This is a genomic window from Cyanobium sp. Alchichica 3B3-8F6 (assembly GCF_024346435.1).
Taxonomy (GTDB): domain Bacteria; phylum Cyanobacteriota; class Cyanobacteriia; order PCC-6307; family Cyanobiaceae; genus Cyanobium_A.
The window spans coordinates 226,228-244,745 of the sequence record NZ_JAGQCZ010000001.1 but is presented as its reverse complement, the minus strand read 5'-3'; the positions used below and the strand labels follow the sequence as shown (position 1 = coordinate 244,745).

Here is an 18,518-nt window from a genome sequence, read left to right as displayed (position 1 = left end):
AGTGATTCAGCGCACGAACAGCATCTCCTGGTAGGTGGGCAGGGGCCAGAGGTTGTCGTCGACCAGGGCCTCCAGACCATCCACCACCGCACGCAGTTCCGCCATCAAGGGCACCAGCGTGTCAGCGCTGTAGTGCAAATGGGCTTCGGTGCCGTGGGGGGGATGGTCGATGGCGCTCTGCAGCTGGCCGCTGATGTCCATCAACGACTGGCACAGTCCCGCCACCTCCTTGGAGGTTTCCGGGGACACCTGGATGCCCAGGGAACTCTGCAGTTGCAGAGATTCCGCGAGTTCGCCGAGGTAGCGGATCGCCGCCGGGTAGACCTGGGTGCGGGCGATCTGGACGGCTAGCTTGGCTTCCACATCGATCGCCAGGATGTATTGCTCGGCGTAAACCTCAAAGCGGCTCTGCAGCTCCACGGCCGAGAGAACGCCGGTGCGCTCGAACAACTCGCGGATGGCCGGGCGCTCCAACACCGGTAGGGCATCGGCGGTGGTGCGCAGGTTTTCAAGGCCCCGCTCCTCCACGGCCATGCGGTGCCATTCATCGGAATAGCCGTTGCCGCCAAACACCACGGCGCCGTGCTGTTCGATCAGGGTCTTGAGCACGGCCAGAGCCCCTTCCTCCAGGCCGTAGCCACTGCCCAGCTTGGCCTCCAGTTCGCTGGAGATCCAGGCGAGGGAATCGGCCAGGATGGTGTTGAGGGCCACCAGCGGGCCAGCCACCGATTGGTTGGAGCCGACGGCGCGAAACTCGAAGCGGTTGCCGGTGAAGGCGAAGGGCGAGGTGCGGTTGCGATCGCCGGCGTCTTTGTCGAATTCCGGCAGGGTGTCGACGCCGAAGTTCATCACGCCGCCCAGGGCTGAGCTGGAGAGCCGGCCCTCGCGGATCTGGTTGAACACATCCTCCAGCTGGCTGCCCAGATACACCGAGATGATTGCTGGGGGCGCTTCGTTGGCGCCGAGGCGGTGGTCGTTGCTGGCGGTGGCGATCACGGCCCGCAGCAGGGGGCCATACATGTGCACGCCCCGGATCACCGCTCCGCAGAACATCAGAAACTGCAGGTTTTCATGGGGCGTCTTGCCCGGATCGAGCAGGTTGCCCTGGGTGGCGTTGCCGATCGACCAGTTGACGTGCTTGCCGGAGCCGTTGATGCCGGCGAAGGGCTTCTCGTGCAGCAGGCAGGCCAGACCATGTTTCTTCGCCGTGCTGCGAAGGATGGTCATGGTGAGCTGCTGGTGGTCGGTGGCGACGTTGGCCGCCTCGAAGAACGGCGCAATCTCAAACTGGGAAGGAGCCACCTCGTTGTGGCGGGTTTTGGCCGGAATCCCCAGGCGGTACATCTGCCGCTCCACCTCCTGCATGAACACCTGCACCCGCTCCGGGATGGCGCCGAAGTAGTGGTCGTCAAACTGTTGGCCCTTGGCGGAGGGGTGCCCGAACAGGGTGCGGCCCGCCAGCAGCAGGTCGGGGCGCAGGGGCACGTAGGCGTTGTCGATCAGGAAATATTCCTGCTCGGCGCCGCAGCTGGAGTTGATCGGGGCGATGGTGGTTTCTCCCAGCAGGCTGAGCAGCCTTTGGGCCTGCTTGTTGACCGCGGCGATCGAGCGCAGCAGGGGGGTTTTCTTGTCGAGGGCCTCGCCGGTCCACGACACGAAGACCGTGGGGATGCAGAGGGTGACGCCATTGGGCGTCTCCATCAGCCAGGCGGGGCTGGTGATATCCCAGGCGGTGTAGCCGCGGGCCTCGAAGGTGGAGCGGATGCCGCCGTTAGGGAACGAGGAGCCGTCGGGTTCACCCTGCACCAGCACCTTGCCGGTGAACTCGGTGATGATCGTGCCGTCGCCCTGGGGGGAAATGAAGCCGTCGTGCTTTTCGGCGGTGGAGTTGGTGAGCGGATAAAAAACGTGCGAGTAGTAGAGGGCGCCGCGGGCCGTGGCCCACTCCTTCATCGCCTGAGCCACCACGTTGGCTACCGACACGTCGAGCTTGCTGCCCTCGTTGATGGTGCGCTGCACCGACTTGAAGATCTCCTTCGGCAGCGCCGCCTTCATCTTGTCGAGGCTGAAGACGTCGCCGGCCCAGAGCTCATCGAGCGACTGGGTTGGAGTGGTGCTGGCGATGGGGCGGCTGAGAATCTTTTCGAGGGCTTGCAGACGGGGCTGGGAAGGCATGGGGAAGTTCGCCATGGAACATCACATAAACCCACCCAAAGCCGTTACCCCCCCCGGGCTTTGCCGCGGTTGATACCGCTGGCGCAATTCGTCGGGCTCGCCTGCCCCAGCCCCGTGTCCGGACTCCGTGACCGCGCCCCTGCGCAATTCAGCCGTGGCCTGCAGACTTGCGCTTTGCAGGAAGCCTGGTATGGCCTCAGCCGACAGCCAGGCCCTGGTGGAAGCGATCCAGCGGCATCTCTTCTTCAGCCAGGCCAAATCCAGTTCCCTGGCCACCCGCCACGACCACTACCGCTGCCTGGCGCTGGCGGTGCGGGATCGCTTGCTCAAAAACTGGGTGGACACGGCCGACACCTACACCCGTGAGGGCGTGCGCACGGCCACCTATCTCTCGGCTGAATACCTGCTCGGCCCCCATCTGGAGAACAACCTGGTGAATCTGGGCCTGGTGGACGCGGCCCGGGAGGCGTGCCGCACCCTGGGGCTCGACCTTGAGGAGCTGATCGCCGAAGAGCCCGAACCCGGCCTGGGCAATGGCGGCCTGGGACGGCTGGCAGCCTGTTTCCAGGAATCGATGGCGACGCTGGAGTTGCCGGCGATCGGCTACGGCATCCGCTACGAATTCGGCATCTTCCGCCAGCAGATCACCCCCCACGGCCAGGTGGAGAGCACCGATCCCTGGCTGTCCCATGGCAATCCCTGGGAGGTGATTCGGCCGGAGTGGAGCTATCCGGTGCAGATCGGCGAGCACACGGTGATCGGCGTCGCCTACGACACGCCGATCCTGGGCTACGGCGTTAACACCGCCAACACCCTGCGGCTGTGGTCGGCGGTGGCCCCCGAGGCCTTTGATTTCGCCTCCTTCAACGCTGGCGATTACACCCGGGCCGTGCTGCGCAAGATGCAGGCGGAGACGCTCTCCAAGGTGCTCTATCCCAACGATGAGCTGGAGCAGGGCAAGCGGTTGCGCCTGTCGCAGCAGATCTTCTTCGTGAGCTGCTCCCTGCAGGACATGTTCCGCATCCTGCGGGGCCAGGGCCTGGCGGTGACCGATTTCCACCGCAAATTTGCGGTGCAGCTGAACGACACCCATCCGGCCATCGCCGTGGCGGAGCTGATGCGGCTGCTGATGGATGTGCACGGCGTCGACTGGGACACCGCCTGGTCGATCACCACCGCCAGCATCAGCTACACCAACCACACCCTGCTTCCCGAGGCGCTCGAAACCTGGGGGGTGGAGTTGTTTGAGCAGCTGCTGCCGCGCCAGCTGGAAATCATCTACGAGATCAACACGCGCTTCCTGCGCATGGCCCGGATTCGCTACCCCAGCGATCCCCAGATCCTGCAGCGCATTTCCCTGATTGAGGAGGGGCCCCAGCGGCGCGTGCGCATGGCCCACCTGGCGGTGGTGGGCAGCCACCACGTCAATGGAGTCGCCGAGCTGCACAGCACCCTGCTGAAGCAGAACCTGTTCGCCGATCTGGCCCGGATCTGGCCGGAGCGCTTCACCAACGTCACCAACGGCGTCACACCGCGGCGCTGGCTGGCGGTGGCCAACCCACCCCTGGCGGCCCTGCTCGATGAGGTGATCGGCGATCGCTGGCGCACCCACCTCGAGGAGCTGCAAGGGCTTGCCGCCTTTGCCGACGACCCTGCGTTCCTGGAGCGCTGGCAGGCGGTGCGGGATCTCGGCAAGCAGCGCCTCGCCCAGTACATGCGCCGCGAGCTGGGGGTGCTGGTGGACCACACCTCTCTGTTTGATGTGCAGGTCAAGCGCATCCACGAATACAAGCGCCAGCACCTGGCGGCCCTGCAGATCGTGGAGCGCTATCTGCGCATCCGCGCCGGTGAAGATCTGCCGCCCCGCACCTTCGTGTTTGGCGGCAAGGCGGCCCCGGGCTACGCCCTCGCCAAGCTGATCATCCGCCTGCTGGTGGGTATCGCCGATGTGGTCAACATCGACCCCGCCATGGAGGGTCGCCTCAAGGTGGTGTTCCTGCCCAACTTCAGCGTCAGCCTGGGCCAGCTGGTGTATCCCGCCGTGGATCTCTCCGAGCAGATCTCCACTGCTGGTAAGGAGGCCTCCGGCACCGGCAACATGAAGATGGCTCTCAATGGTGCGGTCACGATTGGCACCCTCGATGGGGCCAACATCGAAATCCACGATTGTGTTGGGGCGGAGAACTTCTTCCTGTTCGGCCACACCGCAGAGCAGATCGAGCAGCTGGGCCACAGCGGTTATCACCCGATGCCTTGGATCGAGCAGGACCCGGCCGTGCGCCAGGCCCTGGAGTTGATCGGCTCGGGCTACTTCAGCGAGGGGGATGGCGAGCTCTTCCACCCCTTGCTGGCCAGCCTCACCAGCCACGATCCCTTCCGGGTGATGGCGGATGTGGCCGACTACCGCCGCGCCCAGAACGCCGTGGATGAAGCCTGGCTCGATCGGGGCCGCTGGGCGCGGATGTCGTTGCACAACACGATGCGCTGTGGCTTCTTCAGCAGCGACCGCTCGATCGCTGACTACGCCGAGCGCATCTGGAAGGTGGGCCGGGTGCCGGTGCAGGCCAGCGCCGGGGCCCCGGCGCCCTAGTCGCTCGGGGGTTCGGGCTTGTCGCTGTCCTGCAGCGAGGGGAAAGTCGCCCGGATCTTCTGGGCCACTTCGCGGCGCACCGTGGTGCGGAAGGCGGCGGCGGCATCGGCAGCGAGCACCGGATAGGTGCGCGCTCCTTCGCTGCGCAGCGGCTTCCAGCTGGTGCTCTCCTGTTGCTTGAGCGCCTGCAGCGGCGCGTCGAAATCGACGCTCAGCTCCCGGCCCTGCGCAGCAACGGCTTCGATCCAGGCCTCCCGTGCCGGCGCCAGTTCCTTCGCTTTGAGGGTGTCGGGCAGCCCCAGCACGGGCTCGTAATGGTCGAGGGCGCGCAGCTCCTCCTCCAGCAGGATCACCCAGGCCGCCTCCTCACCGGGCTGCAGCCCCAGCCGCTCGGCCTCGGACTGGAGGGTGTCGCAGTAGAAGCGCAGCCAGCGGTAGTGCGACTTCTCCTTCAGCGACTTTTTCAGTGAGCCCTTGCCGCTGGCTGCCCGTTTGGGCAGGGCCGCCTCCGCCCGGCGCAGAAACACCCGATCTTCCGGCTCCAGGTTGATGGCGCCCCAACGCTGGCGGTACTCCCAGAGCTCTTCGTACTGGCGCACCTCTTCGGCGGTCCAGCCCAGGGCCAGCAATTCCTCGCCCCTGCTCGCTTCGTCCTTGGCCACCGGCTCGCCTACTGCACTGGGGGGCAGCGTATAGGTCTTAGCGCACCACCAGCACCGGGCAAGCGCTGTGGGTGAGCACCCGGTGGGTTTCGCTGCCCAGCAGCATCCCCTCCAGCCCGCGGCGGCCGTGGGAGGCCATCACGATCAGATCGGCGCCATGGCGGCCGGCGGCCTCCACGATTGCCGCATTGGGCAGGGCGTGCACCACGGTGTCCTGGTCGCAGGGCACCCCCGCGGCCTGGGCCACGGCCGCGGCTTCCGCCAGGATCTGCTGGGCGTTGTCCCGAGCAGCTGTCACCAGTGCATCCACGGTGTGGGGATCCACCAGTTCGCCCACGCCCACCAGAGAGATCGGGAAGTTGGTCTGCACGTGAAAGACGGTGAGTCGCGCCCCGAGGCTTTGGCTTAGCTCCACGGCCTGCTGCAGGGCTTTGCCGGAGAGTTCGGAGCCGTCGGTAGGCACGAGCAGGTGGCGGTAGGGCATCAGCTGCGCAGGGGATCGCTGATCACCAGCGTGGAGCAGTTCAGGCGGCGCAGCAACCGACCCACCCGGTCGCTCGCGGCAATCGGCAGGCCGGCCACAACCCGCCGCTGGGAGCGCAGGATCACCAGGTCGTGGCTGGCGCTGGCTGCCAGCAGATCAGCCTCGATGGCCTGGCTCGGCTGCAGCACGACCTCCACCGGCACCGGCCCTTCGCCCCAGCGCTGCAGGCGGGTGTGGAGCTGATCGCGCTCGGCAGCCGGCAGGTGGGGGTCGTGCAGGTGCAGCACGGTGATCGTCGCTCGAGCCTGGGCTGCCGTGCTGGCTCCGGCTTGGCTTCTGCTGGTGGCGAGGCGCTCGGCCAGCTGGAACTGCTCCAGGGCAGCGGCGCCGAGGTCCTTGAAGGGCACGAGCAGGCGTTGGCTGGCGCAGGGGTCTTGCAGCAGACGGGCCACCACCACCGGGCAGGAGACCAGGCGGCAGGTGGCATCCACCAGATCGCCAAACAGCCAGTCAGCCAAGAGCCGGCGGCCCAGGTGGTCGGGTGCTGCCAGCCCCATCACCACCAGATCTGCGTCCTGCTCGAGGGCCACCCGGGCGATGCCCAGGGCTCCATCACTGTCTACCCGCAGCAGACGCTCGCCCACTGGTTGTGCCTGGGCCTGTTGCAGCCAGGCGCGGCCGGCTGCGGCCCGCTCAGGGGCAACCACCTTGAGCGGCAGCAACCGGCCTGCGGGTGCACGGCCTGCAGGTGCGGTGTCGATCCCAGCCAGCAGGCGGGCCAGCTCCAGCAAACGTCGCTCCTGCTCCGGGTTGGCGATCGGCACCAGCACCGCCAAACCCCTCCGCCGCAAGGCCAGCTGGCCGTCGTTGGCGGGCGTTAAAGCGGCAGCTGCCGCTGCCCCCAACCGGGGCATCGCCTGGGCGGTGAGCCAGGGTCCCAGGCTGGCCGTCACCACCATCAGGGCCAGCACGCTGTTGAGCATCTGCTCATCCAGCAGCCCGCCGCGGAACCCCACGAAAGTGGCGGCCAGGGTGGCAGCCACCTGGGGCAACGACAGCGACCACAGCGTCAGCATCTGGATGCCGTTGTAGCGATAGAGGCGTCCGGCCCACCAGGCAGCGAGCCCCTTGCTGCCGATCAGGATGGCGATCAGCAGCAGGGCAAACAGCGATCCCGCCATGGTGCGGGCAAACACCGGCAGATTCAGCATCAGCCCCAGGTCGATGAAGAAGACCGGGATGAACAGGGTGGCTCCCACCACGATCACCTGCTCCTTCACCCGCCCTTCCGGCAACACCGCATTCACAGCCAGGCCTGCCAGGAAGGCACCCACGATCTTTTCCACGCCGGCCAGTTCGGCGGCGAGGGCCGCCAGAAACACCGCCAGCAGCACCGCCACAAACAACGGGCTGTCGTTGTTGACGTTGCGCTGCACCAGGGCCTTGCCCACGCGGGTGATCACCAGCACCACCAGGACGGCGTACACCACCACCCGCAGCAGTAGGGCTACCACTGCAAATGCGGTCAGATCTCCTCGGGCCAGGCCCATGCACAGGGCCAGCACCACCAGGGCGGCGATGTCGGTCAGGATCGTGCCGCCGATGGCGACGGTGACCGCTTCCTCCCGCATGGCCCCGTAGCTGCGCACGATCGGGTAGCCCAGGGGGGTGTGGGAGGAGAGGATCGAGCCGATCAGCACGGCACTCAGCAGGGAGTAGCCAAAGCCCAGCCCCAGCAGCAAGCCGCCGGCCATCGGCAGAGCAAAGGTGAGCAGACCGAAGCGGAAGGAGCGCAGGCGGATGCGAGCGAATTCAGCCAGGTCAATCTCCAGCCCAGCGATGAACAGCAGGTAGATCACGCCCACATCGGAGAGCAGCTTCACCGTGGGCTCCTCCTGGTTCAGCCAGCCGAGGCCGAAGGGGCCAATGAGCACTCCGGCCATCAGCAGACCCACCAGATCTGGCAGATGGAGCCGACGCACCAGCGGTGGCACCAACACGCTCACCCCCAGCAGCAGGGCAAACACCGCCAGGGGGGTCTCGCTGAGCCAGCTTGCGATCACGCGGCGCGGGGATTAAGGCGTGCCTTTCCAGCCCGCCAGGTGGGAGGCGGCACTGGAGCGGGCCAGGGCCCGGGCGCGGGGCAGGGCGGGCTCGAGCTGCTCGGAGCTGAAGGGCGGCAGGGGGCGGCTGCGCAACCAGGCCCCCCAGCGGAATTCGTGGAAGGGAATCAGCGGGGCGGGTGCCAGCACCCCTTCCTGCTTGAGCTTCCACACCAGGCTGCGGTAGGGGTCGTCCTGCAGACCGGTGAGCATTTCGGGTAGGGCTGAGGGGGCCAGGGGGCCAAGCCCGCGGCCGTCATAGAGGTAGAGCCAGCCGCGGCGGTGCAGGGCCTCGAGCACGTCGTGGTGGTCGTCGGTGTCGAGCTCCAGCACCAGATAGCCAAAGGCGGTGGCCTCCGGCTCCATCTCGATCAGGGCCCGCAGGCGGTGGTGGCGGTCGACCATCCAGACGTCGCCGCGGCGGTTCCGCACCAGGGGCACCGGCTTGCTGCCCAGATAGGAGCGCCGTTCGCGGGCATTTTCAGCGCTGAAATCCCGCAGCCGGCTGTGCACTTCCGCCAGTCCCACGCAGAGCTGGGTCGGCCGCAGCTGGGCGATCGGCACCTCCACCAGCGCCGATCCCGGCTTGGGAGCCGGCAACGGCTTGTAGGGGGGGAGGCGCAGTGCCATGGCGGCGTGGGCGGCCTGAATGTCCCCATCCTGCCCGGTGCCGCCCGTGATGGGCTGCCGGAATAGGGTCGCAACAGGTGTGAACGGCCATGGCTTCCCTTCCCAGCCCCGACCTCAGGGATGGTCCCCATGGACCGATTGGAGTGTTGGTGTGCGGCCATGGCAGCCGCAACCGGCTGGCGGTGGCTGAATTCGCCCATTTGGCCCGGGGCCTACAGGCGCTTCTGCCAGCGGTCCCCGTGGACTACGGCTACCTGGAATTTGCCCGACCGATCCTGCGCGATGGCCTGGAGGCGCTGCGGGCCAGAGGCGTGAGCCACGTGCTGGCGGTGCCGGCGATGCTGTTTGCCGCTGGGCATGCCAAGAACGACATCCCGTCGGTGCTCAACACCTACGCAGCCGAGACGGGCCTGCGCATCGACTACGGCCGGGAGCTCGGGGTCGATCTGAAGATGATTCAGGCGGCTGGAGCCCGGATCCGCGAAGCCCTCGAGCAGGCCGGCGACGCTGTGCCACTGCACGACACCCTGCTGGTGGTGGTGGGACGGGGTTCTTCCGATCCTGATGCCAACTCCAACGTCGCCAAGGTGACGAGGATGCTGGTGGAGGGCTTCGGGTTCGGTTGGGGCGAGACGGTCTATTCGGGCGTCACATTCCCGCTGGTAGAGCCTGGGCTGCGCCATGTGGTGCGGCTGGGCTACCGGCGGGTTGTCGTGTTCCCCTATTTCCTCTTTTCGGGGGTATTGGTGAGCCGGATTCAGCAGCACACCGATCGGGTGGCCCAGGACCATCCCGACGTGGAGTTTGTGAAGGCGTCGTACTTGGCCGATCACCCCTTGGTGCTCGACACCTTTGTGGAACGGGTGGCCGAGGTGGTGCGGGGGGACTCCAACATGAACTGTTCGCTGTGCAAATACCGCGCCCAGGTGCTCGGCTTTGAAACCGAAGTGGGGGCGCCGCAGCACAGCCACCACCACCACGTGGAGGGGCTCACCGACGGCTGTGATCTCTGTGAGCGGGAATGCACCGGCGCCTGTCAGCCCGATGGGGTGCCCATTCCCCTCGGTGGCCATGCTCACAACCACGACCACGGGTCTGGGCACAGCCACGATCACGCGCATCACCATCCGCCCTACCCCCACGCCGACCATCCCCTCGGCCCCCGCACCCTCCGCCCAGGCGGTGCCACCTGAGGGGTGAGGGACTGGTGATCAAGGGCGCCAATTCGGAAGAATTCCGTGGTGTTTCGAGCAGCTCATTGGTCTCGGCGCGGTCAGCGTCTTGCGAGACTCGAGTGCATCAGGCTTGCTGATCTGTCGACGCTTTCCCCATTTGGCCTCTGTTTTCCCCCGTTTTCCTGGGGTTTTTCCCCAGAAACGGGCTCGTTGAGCCCGTTGGGGCCGTGGCTCTGGGGAATATCCGCTTTTGTTCAAGCACGCCTTGACAGTTCCAGCCCGAAGTGGCCTACTTCGCCAGGCGGTGCTGGTTGGGTGCTCCAGGTGTCCGTCAGCACAGGCAATCTCAGGCTGGATTGGCGCGGGGGCGAGCCAGCTGCAGCGCTTTGACGCACCCGCCGTTGGTGTGGCGTACTAGGGGGCCTTCCCCAGCCATTGGTCGTCCTCCATGAGCACCGAGCGCAGTCACTTGGAACGCTGCATCGAGCCGGAGGCATGCTGCATCGAGCCGGAGGCATGTTGCATCAGCCTCGAAGCCGAGGTGCCGGAGGTGCTATTCGAGGGCATGCGGGAGTTCCTCAACGACCATCCCAACTGGGACCAATACCGTCTGATTTCCTCCGCCCTGGCCAGCTTCCTGTTCCAGAACGGCTGCAGCGACCAGGGGGTCACCCAGCACTACCTCAACGGCCTGTTCCTGCGCCGCTGAGGGTTTGCGCGGAATTGGCGCAAAAAAAGCGGAGGGGCCAACCTCCGCCTGAGTTTCCCTTGCCCGACCCTGTGACAGGTCGCATAGTCATTGTGCGCAGCATGTCCAGCGTCGTTTGTGGCGATCGACACCGGATCGTGAGACGACAACTTTTCTGGCCGACGGGGCCCGGATCTCTAGTCGCCCCGGCGCAGGCGGCTGGCGGCGGCTTCACAGGCACGCCAGGTGATCGCCATCTCGGTGAGGGTGGGGCTCTGCCAGCCGGCACGGGGCCAGCAGGCGCCATCCACCACCAGCACGTTGGCCGCCCCCCAGCACTGGTTGAGGGGGTTCACCACGCCGTCCTCGGCGCTGGTGGCCATGCGAGCGCCGCCCAGTTCGTGGATGTAGTAGCCGGGGGGTGGTGCCTCGGGCCTGACCGCCAGGCTGCTGCGGATCCAGGGCTCCAGCAGGGGCAGCACGAACAGGTCTTCGATCGGCCGGATCTGCCCTCCAGCGGCGGCCACCACGGCCGCCATGCGCTGGTGCATGTGGGCCACCAGGCGACGCTCGTTCTCACCCCAGCGGCAGGCGATGTGGGCGGTCGGTAGCCCCCAGGCATCGCGCTGTTCGGTTTTCAGGGTGACCCGGTTGTCGGCGTTGGGCAGCACGTCGCCGTGGCCGATTAGGAAGCCCACCGCCTCGCCGCGGCGGCGTTGCAGCAGGGCGGGTGGATCAAAGCGTTGCAGCGCCGTCCAGAGGCCGTAGCCGCCATGGAACCCGACCTCGCTGCCGGGCTCCAGGTTGACGGTGTTGGGAATGAAGCAGCTGCCCGCCCCTGAAAGCTCCACCGCCCCGCCGGGGGCAGCCACATCGGGGATCGAGAAGAAGCGGCTGCTGGAGATGTGGTCCATCAGGTAGCGGCCGAGGCTGCCCGAGGGGTCGATCAAGCCGCCGCGCTGCTGGCTCTCACTGGAGTGCAGCAGGATCCGCAGCGTTTCGATCGTCGAGGCGCAGAGCACCACCAGTGGCGCGTCGATCCGCTCCTGGGATCCGGTGCGGCCATCCACCAGCACCACACCCCTGGCCTGGTTGCCATCGAGCAGCAGATGGCTCACCACGGCGTTGCTGCGCACCTGGGTGCGGCCGGTGGCGAGGGCCCGGGCCAGGGTGCGGCCCTGGCTGGAGGAGCGGGGCCAGCCCGGGCCCCGGTGCAGGTTGAAGCCCCGGGAGGCGATCAGGGGCAGACCGAGATCGCGGCCGATGCACTCCTGCAGATGCTGCTCTCCCGGGGTGAAGGGCAGGGGCGGCAGAAAGTGGCCATCGGGCAACTGCGGCAGGCCGTCGCAGGCACCATGCACCTCCAGCAGTTGCTCGAGCCGGGTGTAGTAGGGGGCGAGGTCGGCACTGCCGATGGGCCAGCCGGGCCCTTGGCCATCGCGTTCTGCTGCCTGAAATTCGTAGTCGGAGAGGCGCAAGGTGATGCCGCCCCAGGTGAGGCTTTTGCCCCCCACCTGTCGCCCGCGACTCCACAGAAACGGTGCATCGTTGGGAGTGGAGTAGGGGTTGCGCTGCTCATCGACGAACAGGTTGGGGTTGTGTTTCCAGAACCCCGGGTGGTGGCGCTGCAAGCGCTGCTTGCCGCTGGCGATGTGGGCGACGCGCCGGGCCGTGTTCAGCGGTTCACTGCCGAAGGCTTGGCGGGAGGACAGGTCGGGGCCCGCCTCAAGCACCAGCACCTGCAACCCCGCTTCCGCCAGCACCATCGCCGCCACGCCGCCGGTGGCACCGGAGCCCACAACGATGGCGTCCGGTTGGCGCATTGGGGTGGGGGCCTTCATCGGGCGGGGCGGCACAGAGGGTGGATCGGGGCGTGGGCCATCCCCGGGCCAACCAAAACGAAACCCCGACAGGGGGCTGCCGGGGTTTCGAGGATGTGGTGGCGGGGGCGAGATTTGAACTCGCGACCTTCGGGTTATGAGCCCGACGAGCTACCAGACTGCTCTACCCCGCGTCGACTTCCCAACCATACCAGTCGGTGTGGCCCGTCCAGCTGGTTCCGTCAAGCGGGTCAGTCGAAGCGCAGCTCCCCGAGCACCTCGAGGCGCAGATGGGGAGCCGGCTGCAAGAACTGGCTGCGCAGCTCCTCCAGGGTCATCGGCGTCAGCCAGTCGAGTTGCTCCAACAGGTGGAGGGCTACAGCATGTTTGGCCCGGGCGGAGCCGTCCTCCACCTTGATCGCGACCCCCATGCCCTCGCCGACGCGGCTCAGGCACTGGATGCCCTCGGCACCGCCCTTGCTGACCACCTGGCCGTGGCCGCGGCGCATCAATTCAGTGTCGAAGCGCCCCTCACCCGCCACCAGCTCCGGGTGGGCCAGCATGGCCCGGCTGAGCCGTTCCAGGTCGGCCTGGCTGCCGGCACCCAGGTGGGCATAGAGCAGGGCCATCTGGGCCAGCTGCAGCTGCAGGGTGGGGGCGCCGCAGTCGTCGCGGGCGGTGAGCAGCTCGGCGGCGGGCTGGGCGAGCAGATCGCCCACGCGCTTGAGCACCTCCTGCTGCAGGGGGTGCTCCTTCTGCAGGTAGCTCTCGGTGCTCCAGCCCAGGCGGCGGCAGGTGGCCAGAAAGGCCGCGTGCTTGCCGGAGCAGTTGTGCTCCAGGGGGCTGCTGCCGCAGTCGGGCACGGGGCACTGCAGTTGCTCGGCTTCGATCTCCGAACCCCAGAGCAGCTTGAAGGCTTCGCGGGCGTGCATGGCCGTGCCGGCATGGCTGGCGCAGGCGATGGCCAGGCCCCGCTCACCGCAGTTGCACTGCTCCGCCGCGCCGCTGCTCACAAACACGGTGGCCTGGAAGGGCTTGAGCGCGGAGCGCACGAAGCTCAGCTGCTGGGGATCACCGGCCCGCATCAACACCCGGCCCCGGCCGTCGCACACCACGGCATGAACCCGGTGGCGGGATTCGACGATGCCGTTGCGCAGCAGGCGCACCTCCAGGGGAGGGACGCCCCCGCGGGAAGTGCCACCAAAACTGGAGGACAGGGTCACAGAAGCCCGGGAACCGATCTCACAGAGCCTGACAGAGGCTGGCCCCCGCCAAGGCCAGGATCACCGCCAGCGCCGCACCCTGCTGCAGCCGCCGCAGCACGGGCTGCACCTGGTGCTGGGCGACGAGCAGGTCCTGTTGGCGCCAGGCCAGGGGCTTCTCCCACACTTGACCGTCGTACCAACCCGATTCCTCGTATTCGACTCGCTCGGAGACCAGGCGGCGGTGCACGTAATTCCAGCCAAGCCACTGGCGCACGAGCAGCAGCATCGGTAGCGCCACTGCAGCCACCATGCCCGCCAGCACCAGCTGGGCCGGGTGGTGGCGCAATACCCAGCTGCCACTGGCCACCAGGATCGAAACGGGCAGCAGCAGCAGCCAGCTGGTGGCTAGGGGGCGCAACAGACCTGGCAGGTCGTGGGATGGCCAAACAAAAAACCAGGAGGCCAGCAACTGCTCGTATTCCTGCAGGGGCCGTTGCTCGGGCGGCACCGGGCACGGCATGGCGTTCAGGGAGAAACTGTTAGGATAGAGCTTACGAAACGCACCTGTTCGCCGTGACCCCAGAAGGATTCGAGGTCGTAGTAGGTGCGCTCGCTGGGGGTGAGCACGTGGACGATCACTTCGCCGTAGTCGAGCAGCATCCAGCGGCCCTCCTTCTGGCCTTCGCGCCGTAGGGGCAGCCGGCCGGTGGCCTCCTCAATCTGATCCTCAGCCGAGCGGGCGATGGCGCGCACCTGCACGTCGGAGAGGCCGCTGCAGATCACAAACCAATCGGCCAACGACGACACCTCGTCAACGCGAATCAGACGAATGTCCACGGCCTTGCGGTCGTCACAGGCTTCTGCCGCCAGCTTTGCCAGCTGCTCGCTGTCGAGCTCCTGGTGGGTCGTGGACCTGCCAGCGGGGGAATTAGCCATAGACGTTCTCACTGGTGACGGATTGACGCGAGCCCTGCTGCTGGGCCATTTCGGCCCGGGCCTTGCCGGCACTCTTGCGCAGTGCCTCGAGCCGGTCTTCGTAGAAGGCGCGCTTCTTTTTCTTGCGGGTCTGCTCCACCAGCTCCTTAAGGGCGCCGCCCAAGCTCTTGTAGGCATTGGGCAGGGTGTAACCGAAGCGGGTGGCCAGGTCGATGGCCCGCTCATCGGCGGCGATGGCATCCTGCAGCCGCTTTTCGGAATTGTTTTTGAGGTAGAGGCGGTAGCCGGCAAAGCCGGATAGGCCAAGGGCCATCACCAGCAGGAGGCCGTCCTGCACCCACAGCTCACCGATGGCGCCACCCAGGCCGATCGCCAGGGCCGCCATCTCCCAACCGTCGCGGGGCACCGCATCGTTTTGAAGGCGGCCCACCTCGTGCCAAAACAGCAGGTTGCGATGGTCGATCGCCAGCCCGTCCCAGCTTTCCAGGTCGACCTGAATTTCGACTTCATCGCGGCCGATTTCTTCGATGGTGATCAGGGGCGGCTCCACCGAGGCGGCCGCTTCCACAAACACCCAGCTCTGCAATTCAGGTGGCAGCAGCCCTTTCAGGCGCTGGAGCTCACTCATCTGGGGCTTCCGCGTCATCAATCACGTTAGCGATTCCAGCCGCAGCTGCTGCCAGGGGGGCGTGAGAGGCTAGGCAGGTTTGGCTTGCCCACCCCCCATGCCCCGCCGCACGGACCTGAGGCGCATCCTGCTGCTGGGCTCGGGTCCGATCGTGATCGGCCAGGCCTGCGAATTTGATTACTCCGGCACCCAGGCCTGCAAAGCCCTGCGCGCCGAAGGCTTTGAGGTGGTGTTGGTGAATTCCAACCCGGCCTCGATCATGACCGATCCGGACATGGCGGATCGCACCTACATCGAGCCGCTCACCCCCGAGGTGGTGGCTCGGGTGATCGAGATCGAGAAGCCCGATGCCCTGCTGCCCACCATGGGCGGTCAGACCGCCCTCAACCTGGCCGTCGCCCTCGCCCAGAACGGCACCCTGGCTAAGCACGGCGTTGAGCTGATCGGCGCCAACCTTGAGGCCATCCAGAAGGCGGAGGATCGGCTTCTCTTTAAGCAGGCGATGGAGCGCATCGGCGTGGCGGTGTGCCCATCGGGCATCGCCAACACGCTGGAGGAGGCCGAACGGGTGGGCGAGGCCATCGGCAGCTATCCGCGCATCATTCGCCCCGCCTTCACCCTGGGCGGCAGCGGCGGCGGCATCGCTTACAACCCCGAGGAGTTCCGGGCGTTCTGCAAGAGCGGCCTGGAGGCCAGCCCCGTTTCCCAGATCCTGATCGAGCAGTCGCTGCTCGGCTGGAAGGAGTTCGAGCTGGAGGTGATGCGTGACACCGCCGACAACGTGGTGATCGTGTGCAGCATTGAAAACCTCGACCCAATGGGGGTGCACACCGGTGATTCGATCACCGTCGCTCCGGCCCAGACCCTCACCGACCGCGAATACCAGCGGCTGCGCGACCAGTCGATCGCGATCATCCGCGAGATCGGCGTCGACACCGGCGGCAGCAACATTCAGTTCGCCATCAACCCCGCCAACGGCGACGTGGTGGTGATTGAGATGAATCCGCGGGTGAGCCGCTCCTCGGCGCTCGCCTCCAAGGCCACGGGCTTCCCGATTGCCAAGATCGCCGCCCGCCTGGCGGTCGGCTACACGCTTGACGAAATCGTCAACGACATCACCGGTGCCACGCCGGCCTGCTTCGAGCCCACGATCGATTACGTGGTCACGAAGATTCCCCGCTTCGCCTTCGAGAAGTTCCGCGGCAGCCCGGCGGTGCTCACCACCTCGATGAAGTCGGTGGGTGAGGCGATGGCGATCGGCCGTTGCTTTGAGGAGTCGTTTCAGAAGGCGCTGCGCTCCCTGGAAACAGGCCATGCCGGCTGGGGCTGCGACCGGCCCGATGCCAGCTGGGAGCCCACTGAGCTGGAGCGGGCCCTGCGCACCGCCACCCCTGAGCGGATCTTCGCCGTGCGCGCGGCGATGCTCGCCGGCCGCAGCGACGATGAGATCCACCAGCTCAGCGCCATCGATCCCTGGTTTTCGGCCAAGCTGCGCTGCATCCTCGAGGCTGAGCAGCGGCTGCTGCGGGGCCGCCAGCTGCAGCAACTCGATGCCGCCGCCCTGTTGGAGCTCAAACAGCTGGGCTTCTCCGATCGCCAGCTCGCCTGGGCCACCGGCAGCGATGAGCTCACGGTGCGGCGCCACCGCCAGGGGCTGGGCATCAATGCCGTGTTTAAAACCGTCGACACCTGCGCTGCGGAGTTTGCCTCCAGCACCCCGTATCACTACTCCACCTATGAGCGGCCGCTGGAGCGGCTCAACGCTGCCGGTGGGCTGGAGATCGTGCCGCCTGAAAATGAGGTGCAGCCCGAGAGCCGCCGCAAGGTGATGATCCTGGGCGGCGGCCCCAACCGCATCGGCCAGGGCATCGAATTCGACTATTGCTGCGTGCACGCTTCCTTCGCCCTGCAGGCCGAGGGCTTCGCCACCGTGATGGTGAACAGCAACCCGGAAACGGTGTCGACCGACTACGACACCAGCGACCGGCTCTATTTCGAACCGCTCACCCTCGAAGACGTGCTCAACGTGATTGAGGTGGAGCATCCCGAGGGGGTGATCGTGCAGTTCGGCGGCCAAACGCCGCTGAAGCTGGCGATTCCCCTGCTGAATTGGTTGGCCTCCCCCGAGGGCCTGGCCACCGGCACCCGCATCTGGGGCACCTCCCCCGAATCGATCGACGCCGCCGAAGACCGGGAGCAGTTTGAGGCGATCCTGCGCCGCCTGGAGATCCGCCAGCCCCGCAATGGTCTGGCCCGCAGTGAGGCCGAGGCCCGGGCCATCGCCGCGCGCGTGGGCTATCCAGTGGTGGTGCGCCCCAGTTATGTGCTGGGCGGGCGCGCCATGGAGGTTGTCTACGACGAAGCCGAGCTCAACCGCTACATGGTGGAAGCGGTGCAGGTGGAGCCCGACCACCCAGTGCTGATCGATCAATACCTCGATAACGCCATTGAAGTGGATGTGGATGCCCTTTGCGATCGGGAGGGGGTAGTGGTGATTGGCGGTGTGATGGAGCACATCGAACCGGCCGGCATCCATTCGGGCGATTCGGCCTGCTGGCTGCCTTCCGTGAGCCTCAGCCAGGCGGCCCTGGCCACGATCCGCGAGTGGAGCAGTGCCCTGGCCCTGGCCCTCGGGGTGCGCGGCTTGATCAACCTGCAGTTTGCGGTGCAGAACGACCCGGAGCAGGGCGAGCGGGTGTTCATCATCGAGGCCAACCCCCGCGCCTCCCGCACGGTGCCGTTTGTGGCCAAGGCCACCGGCGTGCCCCTGGCCAAGGTGGCCAGCCAGCTGATGGCCGGCCGCACCCTGGCGGAGCTGGGGCTCACGGCCGAGCCCATCCCGCCTCTGCAAACGGTGAAGGAGGCGGTGCTGCCGTTCAAGCGCTTCCCGGGTTCCGACACGTTGCTGGGCCCTGAAATGCGCAGCACTGGCGAGGTAATGGGCATCGCCAGCAGTGCCGGCATGGCCTATGCCAAGGCCGAGTTAGCCGCAGGGGAGGCCCTGCCCACCAGCGGCACGGTGTTTCTCTCCACCCACGACCGCGACAAGCCGGCCCTGCTGCCCGTGGCTGAGCGGCTGGTGGGGTTGGGCTTTGCCCTGATCGCCACCGGTGGCACCGCCGAGGCCCTTCGGGCTGCTGGCCTGCAGGTGGAATCAATCCTCAAGGTGCATGAGGGCCGGCCCAACATTGAAGATGCGATCCGCTCGGCCCGCATTCAGCTGATCATCAACACCCCGATCGGCCGCCAGGCCGCCCACGACGACAAATATCTGCGTCGGGCCGCCCTCGACTACGCCGTGCCGACGGTGACAACCCTGGCCGGGGCTAGGGCCGCTGTCGAGGCGATCACGGCGTTGCAGCAGCAGACCATTGAGGTGAATGCCCTGCAGGACATCCACCCCGGACTCACTCGTTAGGGTTG

At 66.8% G+C, this 18,518-nt stretch carries 14 protein-coding genes and 1 tRNA gene; 4 read left to right on the top strand and 11 right to left on the bottom strand.

Going from position 1 to position 18,518, the window contains the following annotated elements:
- Positions 1-6: 6 nt before the first annotated feature.
- Complete coding sequence (locus tag KBY65_RS01385; protein ID WP_255000231.1) at positions 7-2,175, bottom strand: glutamine synthetase III; 2,169 nt, start codon at positions 2,173-2,175, stop codon at positions 7-9.
- 190 nt (positions 2,176-2,365) lie between these two features.
- On the opposite strand from KBY65_RS01385, the gene KBY65_RS01380 reads away from it, so the two are divergent.
- Positions 2,366-4,765: a glycogen/starch/alpha-glucan phosphorylase gene (locus tag KBY65_RS01380; RefSeq protein ID WP_255000229.1), complete on the top strand. Its 2,400-nt coding sequence runs from the start codon at positions 2,366-2,368 to the stop codon at positions 4,763-4,765.
- Here the strand turns inward: KBY65_RS01380 and KBY65_RS01375 are convergent.
- Genes KBY65_RS01375 through KBY65_RS01360 form a run of 4 tightly spaced genes read right to left on the bottom strand, consistent with a single transcriptional unit; the run spans position 4,762 to position 8,643 of the window.
- A complete protein-coding gene (locus KBY65_RS01375) occupies positions 4,762-5,427 on the bottom strand; it encodes a hypothetical protein (protein ID WP_094559351.1) in 666 nt (221 codons plus the stop codon). The genes KBY65_RS01380 and KBY65_RS01375 overlap by 4 nt on opposite strands.
- A 37-nt stretch (positions 5,428-5,464) precedes the next feature.
- A complete protein-coding gene (locus KBY65_RS01370; protein WP_255000228.1) occupies positions 5,465-5,911 on the bottom strand; it encodes a universal stress protein in 447 nt (148 codons plus the stop codon).
- Entirely contained in the window at positions 5,911-7,974 is a 2,064-nt protein-coding gene (locus KBY65_RS01365; protein WP_315860010.1) for a cation:proton antiporter, read from the bottom strand. The genes KBY65_RS01370 and KBY65_RS01365 overlap by 1 nt, the downstream gene beginning before the upstream one ends.
- A gap of 12 nt (positions 7,975-7,986) precedes the next feature.
- Positions 7,987-8,643 carry a ParB-like protein gene (locus KBY65_RS01360; RefSeq protein ID WP_094559349.1) on the bottom strand — a complete coding sequence of 219 codons (657 nt, stop codon included), beginning with the start codon at positions 8,641-8,643 and terminating at the stop codon, positions 7,987-7,989.
- An 89-nt stretch (positions 8,644-8,732) separates the two neighbouring features.
- On the opposite strand from KBY65_RS01360, the gene KBY65_RS01355 reads away from it, so the two are divergent.
- Positions 8,733-9,836: a sirohydrochlorin chelatase gene (locus KBY65_RS01355; protein ID WP_255000227.1), complete on the top strand. Its 1,104-nt coding sequence runs from the start codon at positions 8,733-8,735 to the stop codon at positions 9,834-9,836.
- A 430-nt stretch (positions 9,837-10,266) separates the two neighbouring features.
- Positions 10,267-10,527, top strand: a complete 261-nt coding sequence (locus tag KBY65_RS01350) for a DUF2811 domain-containing protein (protein ID WP_255000226.1) — start codon at positions 10,267-10,269, stop codon at positions 10,525-10,527.
- A 176-nt stretch (positions 10,528-10,703) separates the two neighbouring features.
- Here the strand turns inward: KBY65_RS01350 and KBY65_RS01345 are convergent, their stop codons facing one another.
- The 6 genes from KBY65_RS01345 to KBY65_RS01320 all read right to left on the bottom strand — a co-directional run bounded on the left by KBY65_RS01345 (position 10,704) and on the right by KBY65_RS01320 (position 15,095).
- The gene (locus KBY65_RS01345) at positions 10,704-12,347 is read right to left on the bottom strand and encodes a GMC oxidoreductase (protein WP_094559346.1); all 1,644 of its coding nucleotides are present in this window, start codon (positions 12,345-12,347) and stop codon (positions 10,704-10,706) included.
- Between the two features lie 96 nt (positions 12,348-12,443).
- A tRNA-Met gene (locus tag KBY65_RS01340) sits at positions 12,444-12,520 on the bottom strand.
- A gap of 57 nt (positions 12,521-12,577) precedes the next feature.
- Positions 12,578-13,549, bottom strand: a complete 972-nt coding sequence (locus tag KBY65_RS01335; RefSeq protein WP_254987012.1) for an asparaginase — start codon at positions 13,547-13,549, stop codon at positions 12,578-12,580.
- 19 nt (positions 13,550-13,568) lie between these two features.
- Complete coding sequence (locus tag KBY65_RS01330) at positions 13,569-14,051, bottom strand: CGLD27 family protein (RefSeq protein ID WP_255000225.1); 483 nt, start codon at positions 14,049-14,051, stop codon at positions 13,569-13,571.
- Positions 14,052-14,056: 5 nt separating this feature from the next.
- Positions 14,057-14,467, bottom strand: coding sequence for a ribosome silencing factor (rsfS, locus tag KBY65_RS01325; protein WP_255000224.1), 411 nt, complete (start codon positions 14,465-14,467; stop codon positions 14,057-14,059).
- Entirely contained in the window at positions 14,460-15,095 is a 636-nt protein-coding gene (locus KBY65_RS01320) for a DUF3318 domain-containing protein (protein ID WP_254987015.1), read from the bottom strand. The genes rsfS and KBY65_RS01320 overlap by 8 nt, the downstream gene beginning before the upstream one ends.
- 97 nt (positions 15,096-15,192) lie before the next feature.
- Here KBY65_RS01320 and carB point away from each other — a divergent pair, with 97 nt between their 5' ends.
- Positions 15,193-18,513 carry a carbamoyl-phosphate synthase large subunit gene (gene carB, locus KBY65_RS01315; protein WP_255000223.1) on the top strand — a complete coding sequence of 1,107 codons (3,321 nt, stop codon included), beginning with the start codon at positions 15,193-15,195 and terminating at the stop codon, positions 18,511-18,513.
- Positions 18,514-18,518 lie beyond the last annotated feature (5 nt).